General features: G+C 57.1%; 13 protein-coding genes (1 of these 13 running past the window's edge). 8 read left to right on the top strand and 5 right to left on the bottom strand.

The window, feature by feature from the left end; translation table 11 throughout:
- Positions 1-619 carry the 5' portion of a tyrosine--tRNA ligase gene (tyrS, locus tag LT42_RS24430; protein ID WP_037019224.1) on the bottom strand. 581 nt of this gene lie to the left of the window's left edge, so 619 of the gene's 1,200 nt are visible here — the first part of the coding sequence; it begins with the start codon at positions 617-619; its stop codon lies off the left edge, out of view.
- Between the two features lie 211 nt (positions 620-830).
- On the opposite strand from tyrS, the gene LT42_RS24425 reads away from it, so the two are divergent.
- The gene (locus tag LT42_RS24425; protein WP_037019221.1) at positions 831-2,267 is read left to right on the top strand and encodes a peptidoglycan DD-metalloendopeptidase family protein; all 1,437 of its coding nucleotides are present in this window, start codon (positions 831-833) and stop codon (positions 2,265-2,267) included.
- A 3-nt stretch (positions 2,268-2,270) separates the two neighbouring features.
- Positions 2,271-3,362 carry an anhydro-N-acetylmuramic acid kinase gene (locus LT42_RS24420; protein WP_037019219.1) on the top strand — a complete coding sequence of 364 codons (1,092 nt, stop codon included), beginning with the start codon at positions 2,271-2,273 and terminating at the stop codon, positions 3,360-3,362.
- 61 nt (positions 3,363-3,423) lie between these two features.
- Here the strand turns inward: LT42_RS24420 and erpA are convergent, their stop codons facing one another.
- On the bottom strand, positions 3,424-3,774 hold the full coding sequence (erpA, locus tag LT42_RS24415; RefSeq protein WP_037019217.1) for an iron-sulfur cluster insertion protein ErpA: 351 nt from the start codon (positions 3,772-3,774) through the stop codon (positions 3,424-3,426).
- Positions 3,775-3,912: 138 nt separating this feature from the next.
- On the bottom strand, positions 3,913-4,947 hold the full coding sequence (gene argC / locus LT42_RS24410; RefSeq protein ID WP_037019215.1) for an N-acetyl-gamma-glutamyl-phosphate reductase: 1,035 nt from the start codon (positions 4,945-4,947) through the stop codon (positions 3,913-3,915).
- 132 nt (positions 4,948-5,079) lie between these two features.
- Here argC and hemJ point away from each other — a divergent pair, with 132 nt between their 5' ends.
- From hemJ to coq7, 5 genes are all read left to right on the top strand, one after another.
- Positions 5,080-5,505: a protoporphyrinogen oxidase HemJ gene (gene hemJ, locus LT42_RS24405; protein ID WP_037019213.1), complete on the top strand. Its 426-nt coding sequence runs from the start codon at positions 5,080-5,082 to the stop codon at positions 5,503-5,505.
- A 44-nt stretch (positions 5,506-5,549) separates the two neighbouring features.
- Positions 5,550-6,482, top strand: a complete 933-nt coding sequence (locus tag LT42_RS24400) for a DUF805 domain-containing protein (protein ID WP_037019211.1) — start codon at positions 5,550-5,552, stop codon at positions 6,480-6,482.
- A gap of 56 nt (positions 6,483-6,538) precedes the next feature.
- On the top strand, positions 6,539-7,324 hold the full coding sequence (locus LT42_RS24395) for an SDR family NAD(P)-dependent oxidoreductase (RefSeq protein ID WP_037019209.1): 786 nt from the start codon (positions 6,539-6,541) through the stop codon (positions 7,322-7,324).
- 85 nt (positions 7,325-7,409) lie between these two features.
- A complete protein-coding gene (locus tag LT42_RS24390) occupies positions 7,410-7,748 on the top strand; it encodes a histidine triad nucleotide-binding protein (RefSeq protein ID WP_037019207.1) in 339 nt (112 codons plus the stop codon).
- Between the two features lie 123 nt (positions 7,749-7,871).
- Positions 7,872-8,519 (top strand): 2-polyprenyl-3-methyl-6-methoxy-1,4-benzoquinone monooxygenase, encoded by a 648-nt coding sequence (gene coq7, locus LT42_RS24385; protein ID WP_037019205.1) that lies wholly within the window; start codon positions 7,872-7,874, stop codon positions 8,517-8,519.
- A gap of 99 nt (positions 8,520-8,618) precedes the next feature.
- Here coq7 and speD read toward each other — a convergent pair whose 3' ends face one another.
- Both speD and LT42_RS24375 read right to left on the bottom strand, forming a co-directional pair.
- Complete coding sequence (gene speD, locus LT42_RS24380) at positions 8,619-9,413, bottom strand: adenosylmethionine decarboxylase (protein WP_037019204.1); 795 nt, start codon at positions 9,411-9,413, stop codon at positions 8,619-8,621.
- 234 nt (positions 9,414-9,647) lie between these two features.
- Positions 9,648-10,070 (bottom strand): OsmC family protein, encoded by a 423-nt coding sequence (locus LT42_RS24375; protein ID WP_037019202.1) that lies wholly within the window; start codon positions 10,068-10,070, stop codon positions 9,648-9,650.
- Positions 10,071-10,278: 208 nt separating this feature from the next.
- Between LT42_RS24375 and crp the strand changes: the two genes are divergently transcribed.
- Positions 10,279-10,923 (top strand): cAMP-activated global transcriptional regulator CRP, encoded by a 645-nt coding sequence (crp, locus tag LT42_RS24370; protein WP_037019200.1) that lies wholly within the window; start codon positions 10,279-10,281, stop codon positions 10,921-10,923.
- Positions 10,924-10,942: the final 19 nt, after the last annotated feature.

Below are 10,942 nucleotides of genomic sequence, written 5' to 3'. Positions count from 1 at the left end.
GACCATAAGCGCGCTGGAGTTCGCGCCCCATCAGCAGGTTGAACTTCTGATCGGTTCCGCCCAGCTCTACATCTGCACGCAGCGCGACTGAGTCATACCCTTGCACAAGCGGATAAAGAAACTCGTGGATCGCGATCGACTGGTTTGACTTGTATCGCTTATCGAAGTCGTCACGCTCCAGCATCCGCGCCACGGTGTACTGGGAAGACAGACGAATGAAGTCAGCAGGACTCAGCTGATCCATCCAGGTCGAGTTGAAAGCGACCTCGGTCTTCGCCGGATCCAGAATCTTGAAGACCTGAGCCTTATAGGTCTCGGCATAGTCCAGCACCTGCTCGCGAGTCAGGGGTGGGCGCGTGGCGCTCTTACCGCTCGGATCGCCAATCATGCCGGTGAAGTCTCCGATCAGGAAGATCACCTGATGCCCGAGATCCTGGAACTGGCGCAGCTTATTAATGAGCACTGTGTGCCCCAAGTGCAGATCAGGCGCAGTGGGATCGAAACCTGCCTTGATGCGAAGTGGCTGCCCACGTTTGAGCTTGGCGATCAGCTCGGCCTCCACCAGGAGTTCATCTGCGCCACGTTTGATCAGCGCTAGCTGCTCTTCAACCGACTTCATAACCGCCCCGTAATGCCTTATTTCAAAGGGAGACAACCATACAAGATCACCGCCCAAATTCAAGTTCTGACAATGCGGGATCGGCGAATCGCGACGACGCCGGATCACAGGCTTGCCTCAGGGCAGATTTGGTTATATTTTATACAGTTATTTCATCTTCATCATGTGCATTCATCTTTTCCATTTCATCTTTTCAAAGTCAAAATTACCTATGAAAGCCAATCCGCCTAAAGCGCCACCGCTTTATCCGAAGAGTCACCTGCTCGCAGCCAGCGGTATAGCGGCCCTGCTGAGCCTGGCTCTCCTCGTCTTCCCATCCAGCGACGTCGAAGCCAAACGAACCAACCTGACTCTGGAGCTGGACACGCCAGACGATCAGATCAAGCAAGAACAAGACGCTCAAGAACAGACTCAAGCCACAGAGGCGCCTGTAGATTCCCCATTTGCTCAAATCGAAGGGAATGCGGACGAGCCCGTGGAGACGGCGAAGGCCCCGAACGAAACAAAGATCGCAGCCAAGGACACAGTGGCGACAGCCAAGAGCGCTGCTCATCGCGAGGTGGTCGTGTCGAAGGGCGACACGCTGTCTACCCTGTTTGAAAAAGTCGGATTGCCGGCGTCGTCAGTCCATGAAGTCATCGCCAGCGGCAAACAGGCCAAGCTGTTCAGCCAACTGAAGAATGGCCAGGTTCTGCAATTCGAGCTATCCCCTGAAGGCAATCTAAAACAGCTGCACAGCAAGCTCAGCGAAACTGAAAGCATCAGCTTATCCCGCACTGACAAGGGTTACGCCTTCACGCGCGACGTGAGCAAACCCAATGTCCGCACCGCTTACGTCCACGGCATGATCAATAATTCGCTGTCGCAATCTGCCCAGCGCGCCGGGCTCAGCCATACCATGACCATGGAAATGGCAAATATCTTTGGTTATGACGTCGATTTCACTCAGGACATCCGCAAAGGTGACGAGTTTGACGTGATTTACGAGCAGAAGGTGATCAACGGCAAAACCGTAAGCACAGGCAATATCCTGTCGGCGCGCTTTGTAAACCGTGGCAAGACCTATACCGCGGTGCGTTACACCAACAAACAGGGCAATACCAATTACTACACTGCAGACGGCAACAGCATGCGCAAGGCGTTTATCCGTACGCCAGTGGAGTTCGCCCGCATCAGCTCGCTTTTCTCGTCGGGGCGCAAGCATCCGATTCTGAACAAGATTCGCGCACACCAAGGCATCGACTACGCTGCACCTCGTGGTACGCCGATAAAGGCGACAGGCGACGGCAAAGTCATCCTCGCCGGCCGTCGTGGCGGATACGGTAATACTGTCATCATCCAGCATGGCGAAACCTACCGGACGCTCTACGGCCACATGCAGGGCTTTGCCAAAGGTATTCAGTCCGGGTCCAGCGTCAAGCAAGGTCAGGTTATTGGCTATATTGGAACCACCGGCCTGTCCACTGGTCCTCATGTTCATTACGAGTTTCAGGTAAACGGCGTACACGTTGATCCATTGGGCCAGAAGCTGCCGATGGCTGACCCGATCGCCAAGTCCGAAAAACAGCGGTTCATGCAGGAGAGCCAACCCTTGATGGCTCGCATGGACCAGGAAAAGGCCACCATGCTGGCCTCGAGTAAGCGCTGACCCATGACTTTATATGTAGGTGTTATGTCCGGAAGCAGTCTGGACGGACTCGACTTCGCGCTGGTAGAACAGGATGACCGACCACGTCTGCTCGGCACCTACTACATCCCAATGCCTGATGATCTGCGAGCTGAACTACTGGGCCTCTGCTCCAGTGGGCCGGATGAGCTGGCACGCGCGGGTATCGCCGAGCAGAAGTGGGTTCGCCTCGCTGCGCAGGGTGTGTTGGCGTTGCTGGACCAGCAGAATGTATCGGCCGGTGAAGTCCGTGCCATTGGCAGCCACGGCCAGACGATTCGTCATGAGCCTGCGCGTGGGTTCACCATTCAGATCGGTAACCCTGCCCTGCTCGCCGAGCTGACAGGCATTACGGTGGTCAGTGATTTCCGCAAGCGCGACATTGCTGCCGGTGGCCAGGGCGCGCCTCTGGTTCCCGCGTTCCATGAAGCTTTGTTCGACGACAACAAGGACTACCGTGCTGTCCTGAACGTTGGAGGGTTCAGCAACCTCAGCCTGATCGAGATCGATAAACCTGTGTCCGGCTTCGACTCGGGCCCGGGCAACGTATTACTCGATGCCTGGATTCAGGCACAGCGCGGCGTCAGCTATGACCGGGACGGCGCATGGGGCGCAAGCGGAACCGTCGACCATGTGCTGCTGAAGTCCATGCTCAGCGATCAGTTCTTTCAAACCAAAGGCCCGAAGAGCACAGGTCGGGAAGTGTTCAATCTCGGCTGGGTTCATCATCACCTGTTTCAGATGCCAACCCTGCGACCGGAAGACGTACAGGCGACGCTGCTGGAAGTGACAGCGTTGAGCATTACCGAATCACTCCAGTCGGCACAGGCCCAGACCAAAGAACTGTTGGTATGCGGCGGAGGTGCCCATAACAAGGCGCTTATGGATCGATTGGCAGCCCTGTTGCCCAACACAAAGGTGTCGAGTACAGCCGAGTTTGGCGTCGACCCTGACTGGGTCGAAGCAATGGCTTTCGCTTGGCTGGCTCACTGCGCGCTCGAAAGCGTGCCCGCCAACCGTCCGAGCGTGACCGGCGCCAAGGGATTGCGTGTACTGGGCGCGATCTATCCGGCGTAAGCGTCGCCGCCACCACGAAAAACGCCGCGCAAATGCGCGGCGTTTTTTTATCACTGTAAGGTCAGATCGAGAAGGACGATCCGCAGCCGCAGGTAGTAGCAGCGTTGGGGTTCTTGATCACGAAGCGTGAGCCTTCAAGCCCTTCCTGGTAATCCACTTCCGCACCCGCCAGATACTGGAAACTCATGGGGTCAACCACCAGGCTGACGCCCTCACGCTCGACTATGGTGTCATCCTCGGCAACGTCTTCATCAAACGTAAAACCGTATTGGAAGCCAGAGCAACCGCCACCCGTCACGAAGACGCGCAGCTTCAGGCGGTCGTTGCCCTCTTCATCGACCAGAGTCTTCACCTTGTGCGCAGCACCGTGGGTGAATTCCAAAGCCACAGGGGTATAGGATTCGACGCTCATGCTGAAAATCTCCCGGCGTTAAGCCGTCGTAATGCGTAATGACGCGCATTATCCGCTTCTCCTAGAAAATCGGTCAACTATTCTCACGGCAGCCACACCCCTCAAACGATGAACTGCAAATGGCAACATGCTCGCCTGTTAAGGCAGCATGCCTGCGTGAGACAGACCCAAGCGCTCATCCAGCCCGAACATGATGTTCATGTTCTGCACCGCTTGGCCCGACGCGCCTTTAACCAGGTTGTCGATGACCGACAACACTACGACGAGATCGCCATCCTGCGGGCGATGAACTGCCATGCGGCATACATTCGCCCCGCGCACGCTACGTGTCTCAGGGTGGCTCCCTGCTGGCATCACATCGACGAACGGCTCATCGGCGTAGCGCTTCTCAAATAACGCCTGCAGATCAACCGATTTGTCGACTACGGTTGAATACAGCGTCGCGTGAATCCCACGGATCATCGGCGTCAGGTGAGGCACGAACGTCAACCCGACATCCCCGCCCGCCGCACGGCGAAGCCCTTGGGTGATTTCCGGGAGATGGCGATGCCCTTTTACGGCGTAAGCCTTGAAGCTCTCGCTGGTTTCGGAATAAAGCGAACCCACACTGGCGCCGCGGCCTGCACCGCTGACACCCGATTTGCAGTCGGCGATAAGCCGAAGCGGATCAGCAAGGCCCGCTTCCAGCAGTGGCAAGAAACCCAATTGCGTCGCAGTCGGATAGCAACCCGGCACTGCGATCAGGCGCGCGCCCTTAATTTGCTCACGATTGACTTCTGGCAATCCGTATGCCGCTTCGTCGAGCAACTCCGGCGCTCCGTGGGGCTGGTTGTACCACTTGGCCCATTCAACGGGATCCTGCAGACGGAAATCGGCAGACAGGTCGATGACTTTGGTGCCCGCCGCGAGCAATTCGCCAGCCAGCGAATGAGCAACACCGTGAGGCGTGGCAAAGAACACCACATCGCAGGCGCCGAGCACTTTCACGTCCGGCACACTGAAAGCCAGACCGTCGTAGTGACCGCGCAGGTTGGGGTACATATCAGCGACAGGCAGGCCTGCCTCTGAGCGTGAGGTGATCGCCACCACTTCTGCCTGTGGGTGCTGCGCAAGAAGACGTAGCAATTCGACGCCGGTGTAACCCGTACCGCCGACGATACCGACCTTGACCATAATCTGCCCTCAACGAAACCACTGGAAAGCCGGTGATCATATGGGTCGATAGCCTATGGGACAACCGCGAACGTGACGTACGGGCAGCGAAGCCACTACTATTTGGCACCGTGTCCCTGGAAATAAACCAAAATGCTCTATCTCTGGATCAAAGCGCTGCACATCGTCGCGATGGTGTGCTGGTTCGCCGCCCTGTTTTATCTGCCGCGACTGTTCGTCTATCACGCGATGAGCGACGACACCGTTAGCCGAGAGCGCTTCTGCACCATGGAGCGCAAGTTATATCGCGGCATCATGGTTCCCTCCATGATCGCCACCCTGGTGTTCGGTATCTGGCTGGTCGCGCTATCCCCAGGTTTTCTGCAGCAGGGCTGGCTGCATGCCAAGCTCACCCTGGTTGTGCTTTTAATTGGCTATCACCATGTGTGCGGCGCCCAGGTCAAACGCTTCGCGCGAGGAGAGCCGGGACGCAGCCACGTGTTTTATCGCTGGTTCAACGAAGTCCCCGTGTTGATCTTGCTGGCAGTGGTCATTCTGGTGGTGGTTAAACCGTTCTGAAGCCTGATGCTCGGCTCGTATGAACTCAAGACAAGGAAGCCAGCATGGCGGAGCACTTCAAAATCGTTTTCGAGGGCCTACTGCGGCCGGGCGTTGAGCTGGAAACAGCACGCTTGAATCTGGCCCAGCTGTTCAAGACCGACACAACCGGCGTGGACCGGCTGTTCACTGGCAAGCCTGTCACCATCAAGCGTGGCCTGACCAATGACGACGCGCAGCGTTATCTCGCGGCGCTAAACGATGCTGGAGTTGAAGGTCGTATCGAGCCTGAGCTACCCGTGACGCTGAGTCTGGCAGAGGTCGTCGACGACGTTGCTCCTGGCTCGGCTTTTGACCCTGCTGCATCGCCTTACGCCCCTCCACGCGCACCGGTTGGGCAAGACTTTCCGGCGGTGGGCGAACTGAAGGTGTTCTCCGTTCAGGGTCGAATAGGTCGCCTGCGCTACCTGGCTTGGAGCCTTGCGCTGGTGGCAGTCGGTTTATTGGTCGCCGCGCTATGCGTGGGTATCCTCAGCGTTTCGCTCGTAGCGGGCGGTTTGCTCGGAACCGTCGCGCTGGTCGCATTCGTGGTGGTCAGCATCCAGATCGGCGCCCAGCGCCTGCACGACGCCGGGTGGTCGGCCTGGTTACTGCTGCTGAATCTGGTACCGGTCGTGGGCAGCTTCTTCCCGCTGTTGATGATGGCGGTCCCGGGCAATACCGGTCCCAATCGGTACGGCCCGCCACCACCGCCCAACACGCCGCGCGTCAAAATCCTCGCCGTGCTGTGGCTGGTTGTCCTCGCGCTGGTGTTCGTCGCGGCGATGATGGGGGGGATCGAAACGGTTCAGGAGCAAGTAGAGGCGACCACCAGCGAATACGAAGAAGCGCTGCCCTACGACGATGACGCCACCGACCCGGAGCAACTGACGGTACCTGTTGACCCTGCTGATGCCATTGATAATGGTGACTCGCCAGGCGGCACCGACGACCAATAACTATCTGGCAGCCAGGACGCTGCCTCAATACGAGCTGCACACGACTGGAGAATTGCATGACCCGTTACGCCATGGTCACAGGTGCATCGAGCGGTATTGGCCTGGCGATGGCCGAAGCGCTTGCTCGTCGGGGTCGCAACCTTATTCTGGTCGCCAGGCACCGGGAGATGCTGGAAAGCATCGCGATCGAGTTCACCCAGCGCTTCGGCGTCGAGGTGCTGTTTCGCGCCTGTGATCTGGGCGAGCCGCTGCGCCTTTCAGGCTTTCTGCTTGAGCTTGAAGAAGGCGTGCGACACATCGATCTGCTGGTCAATTGCGCAGGCATTGGAAACAGCGGCCCGTTCCTCGCTCAAGAATGGGCGCAAGAGCAGGACCTGCTCGACCTTAACGTACTCGCCCTGACTCGCCTGTGTCACACCGTTGGCAATCTGATGGCGGTGCAAGGCGGCGGGCAGATCCTCAACGTTGCATCAGTCATGAGCTTTCAGCCCGGGCCGTGGATGAGCACCTATGCAGCGAGCAAAGCCTACGTACTGCATTTTTCGGAAGGTCTGCGCGAAGAACTGCACAAAACCGGCGTGAAGATTTCAGTGCTGTGCCCGGGTCCGACGCGCACTGCGTTTTTCCGTTCGGCACAACTGGACGCCGGCAAATTCGTGGATGATAAAACCATGACCGCCGAGGAAGTCGCTTTGTACACCGTACGAGCGCTAGAGAAGAATCGTGCGGTGATCATCCCCGGTTGGCGTAACAGATTGCTGACGCGCCTCCCGCGGTTCTTCAGCCGCTGGATGACCCGCAAACTATGGGCCATGACGCTTAAATCACGCACATCCCTCTGATGTCAGCCGCTGTGATAAACGACTGGGCGTGGCCTTGCACGCTCAGTACACTGCCTTCATCCCCTTAAAATGGAGCAAAACGGCTGTGGATACTTTGTTCACCAAGATCATCAATCGCGAGATTCCGGCGAAAATCATCTTCGAGGATGACCAAGTGCTGGCCTTTCACGACATCGCCCCGCAGGCGCCAGTGCATTTTCTGGTCATTCCCAAAAAACCGATTCGCACCCTCAACGACGTCACTGAAGAAGACAAGGGCCTGTTAGGCCATATCCTCTTTACGGCGCAGCGCTTGGCAAAAGAGCTTGGATGCGAGGACGGTTTCCGCGTGGTCATGAACACCAACGAAAAAGGCGGTCAGACGGTCTATCACATTCACATGCATGTTCTGGGTCAGCGCCAGATGAACTGGCCGCCGGGCTGAGTTCCCGTTTTTCCCATTCGTACAGGCCGAGTGCGTGCCAACCACTTGGCCGGCTGACGCAGGGCACGCCGGATTACACCGTTTGGGTTAAACTGGCCGCCTTGGATTTACCCGGAGGTGCCCATGGCTACCGAACGTCACTATTCCCCTATCGACCGCCTTCTTCTGCAAGCCGACGCTGCGATGAAGACACTACTGCCCGTCAGCGCTCACGCACACCGCCCCTCTCCTGCCGTTATCAAACCTGATGTAAAGATGAATGAGACAGACACTCGTCATGTGGCTGGTCTTATGCGAATCAACCACACGGGTGAGGTGTGCGCACAGGCGCTGTATCAGGGACAGGCGCTTACTGCGAAACTGCCGCAGGTGCGCAAGGCGATGGAGCATGCCGCCGAAGAAGAAATCGACCATCTGGTATGGTGCGAACAACGCATTCATCAGTTGGGCAGCCACACCAGCGTCCTGAACCCGCTGTTCTACGGCGCCTCATTCGGCATCGGCGCCGTGGCTGGCCTGATCAGTGACCGGATCAGCCTGGGTTTCGTGGCCGCAACCGAAGACCAAGTGTGCAAGCACCTCAATGAGCACTTGGAGCAATTGCCGCTCGAAGACGAGAAGTCCCGGGCGATTCTCAAACAGATGCGCGACGACGAAGAGCATCACGCAGAAAGCGCCATCAAGGCCGGTGGGTTTCGCTTCCCGGCGCCAGTCAAGTTTGGCATGAGTCTCATCGCCAAGGTGATGACGAAGACGGCTTATAGAATCTAAGCGCAGCTGAGCGGGGATGGAGGCATTTGCGACACATCATCCGAAAACACTCATATGAAAAAGGCGCCTGAATGGCGCCTTTTTTTGTGCCGGATACTCTTAGACAGGCATGTTACGGCCGTAGAAGATTTCGAGCATTTCGTGCTTCACCCGGCCAGTCACTTGCTCGCGCTGTTCAGCCGACAGGTTGCTGGTGGCATCGCCGAAGAGGTAGTTGTCCAGCTCAAATTGCTTGAGCAGCATTTTGGTGTGGAACAGGTTTTCCTGATACACGTTCACGTCAGTCATCTGGTAGCTGTCGCGGGTGTCATCGGAAAGATAGTTCTGGATCGAGTTGATCTCGTGGTCGATGAAGTGCTTCTTGCCTTCGACGTCACGGGTGAAACCGCGCACGCGATAATCAACGGTCACGATGTCCGACTCGAACTTGTGGATCAGGTAGTTGAGTGCTTTCAACGGGGAAATCACACCGCAGGTCGACACGTCGATGTCCACACGGAAAGTGGCGATACCGTCCACCGGGTGAATTTCGGGATAGGTGTGAACCGTGATGTGGCTTTTGTCCAGGTGCGCAAGGATGGTTTCCGGCAGCGGACCTGGTGATTCTTCGATCTGGCTGTCGGTAGGTGTCACCGGCTGCTCGGAGATCAGAATGGTCACACTGGCGCCTTGAGGATCGTAGTCCTGACGAGCGATGTTCAGGATGTTCGCGCCAATGATGTCGACGACATCAGTGAGAATCCGCGTCAGGCGTTCGGCGTCGTACACACTGTTGATGTACTCGACATAGGCCTGCTGGTCCTGCGGGGTCTCCGCATAGCAGATGTCATAGATGTTGAAGCTCAAGGTCTTGGTCAGGTTATTGAACCCGTGGAGCTTGAGTTTGCTTTTCACCGTTAAAACTCTCTATATGGGTGCGGCGCTGGCCGCGTGATCAAGCATGCCCGTCAACTGAGCCCGGCTCAGCTGCGTAGGACGGTTAACACCTCTTCGCGTTGGCGATTTTGGTTGTCTGGTCGGAGGCGAGCCGGCTATCCGGCAGTCGCGCCCTGAAAAAGGGGCGCATTATGCAGACGTCAGAAGTCGCATGCCATAGCCTGCACCGCTTTTGTGAAAATTGGGCGTTGCTCAGCCCAGTTCGATGATCTCGTAGTCATGGGTGATCTCAACACCGGCGTTGCCCAGCATGATCGACGCCGAGCAGTATTTTTCGGCCGACAATTCGATCGCACGCTTCACCTGGGTTTCCTTGAGACCACGCCCCTTGACCACGAAATGCAGGTGGATTTTGGTGAACACCTTGGGGTCTTCATTAGCCCGCTCGGCTTCCAGAAACGCCTCGCAGCTTTCGATGGGCTGGCGCGCTTTCTTGAGGATGCTGACCACGTCGTAGTTACTGCAACCGCCCAGACCAATCAACACCATTTCCATCGGGCGCACGCCGAGATTACGGCCTCCGCTTTCGGGCGGGCCATCCATAACAACGACGTGGCCGCTGCCGGATTCACCAAGGAACATTGCTTCACCCGCCCACTGAATACGCGCCTTCATTATCCGGACTCCAATGCCTGAAAAAAGGCGGACAGCTTAGCACAGGGCTCTGCCGGCGCCGGGTGTGGGCCGGAGGCCGCTCCGAACGGGAAAATGTAGGAAATCTCTGAAAAAAGACCTATTTGCCGGTCTGGGGCTGCATCAAATGGGAAATACTGCCGATACCTCAGGGAATGCCTCAGGGCGCAGTTTTTTACGGGATATACCGATGCTCGCCATGCCTCCTCCGAACAAGACGAAAGTCGCCGACAAATTGCTACCCCATGCCCAGCGTCGGCGCTGCCTGGCCAAGAGCAATATTCTCTGTGCGGGCGAGCAATCGGACTCGCTTTTTCTAATCATAAAAGGGTCGGTCACCATCCTCATCGAGGATAAGGAAGGCCGCGAGATGATCGTGGCTTACCTCAATAGCGGCGATTTTTTTGGCGAACTGGGACTGTTTGCGGAGACTGCTGTCGCCGCGCAGCGGAGCGCCTGGGTCCGCGCTAAAACAGAATGTGAAGTGGCGGAAATCAGTTACGTCAAATTCCGTGAGCTCAGCCAGCAGGATCCGGAACTGATGTATGCCATCGGCGGGCAGCTCGCCGAGCGGCTGCGTAATACCACACGCAAGGTGGGTGATCTGGCGTTCCTTGACGTCACCGGGCGGGTAGCCCGCAGCCTGCTGGAACTGTGTAAACAGCCTGATGCGATGACCCATCCTGACGGCATGCAGATCAAGATCACGCGTCAAGAGATCGGTCGGATCGTAGGGTGTTCGAGAGAGATGGTTGGCCGCGTGCTCAAGTCGCTCGAAGAACAGAACCTGGTGCATGTCCGCGGCAAAACAATGGTCGTATTTGGCACTCGATAGCGACGCGGCCAATTGTTAA

The organism is Pseudomonas lutea (genome assembly GCF_000759445.1).
Lineage (GTDB): Bacteria > Pseudomonadota > Gammaproteobacteria > Pseudomonadales > Pseudomonadaceae > Aquipseudomonas > Aquipseudomonas lutea.
Note: the sequence above shows the minus strand (reverse complement) of the source record. Positions and strands in the feature narration are given on the sequence as shown.

Coding starts and splice junctions, on each gene's coding strand:
- hemJ (WP_037019213.1), top strand. CDS start 5,080: ATGCTCTATCTCTGGATCAAAGCGCTGCACATCGTCGCGATGGTGTGC.
- LT42_RS24420 (WP_037019219.1), top strand. CDS start 2,271: ATGACTTTATATGTAGGTGTTATGTCCGGAAGCAGTCTGGACGGACTC.
- crp (WP_037019200.1), top strand. CDS start 10,279: ATGCTCGCCATGCCTCCTCCGAACAAGACGAAAGTCGCCGACAAATTG.
- LT42_RS24375 (WP_037019202.1), bottom strand. CDS start 10,070: ATGAAGGCGCGTATTCAGTGGGCGGGTGAAGCAATGTTCCTTGGTGAA.
- LT42_RS24400 (WP_037019211.1), top strand. CDS start 5,550: ATGGCGGAGCACTTCAAAATCGTTTTCGAGGGCCTACTGCGGCCGGGC.
- argC (WP_037019215.1), bottom strand. CDS start 4,947: ATGGTCAAGGTCGGTATCGTCGGCGGTACGGGTTACACCGGCGTCGAA.
- LT42_RS24395 (WP_037019209.1), top strand. CDS start 6,539: ATGACCCGTTACGCCATGGTCACAGGTGCATCGAGCGGTATTGGCCTG.
- erpA (WP_037019217.1), bottom strand. CDS start 3,774: ATGAGCGTCGAATCCTATACCCCTGTGGCTTTGGAATTCACCCACGGT.
- LT42_RS24425 (WP_037019221.1), top strand. CDS start 831: ATGAAAGCCAATCCGCCTAAAGCGCCACCGCTTTATCCGAAGAGTCAC.
- coq7 (WP_037019205.1), top strand. CDS start 7,872: ATGGCTACCGAACGTCACTATTCCCCTATCGACCGCCTTCTTCTGCAA.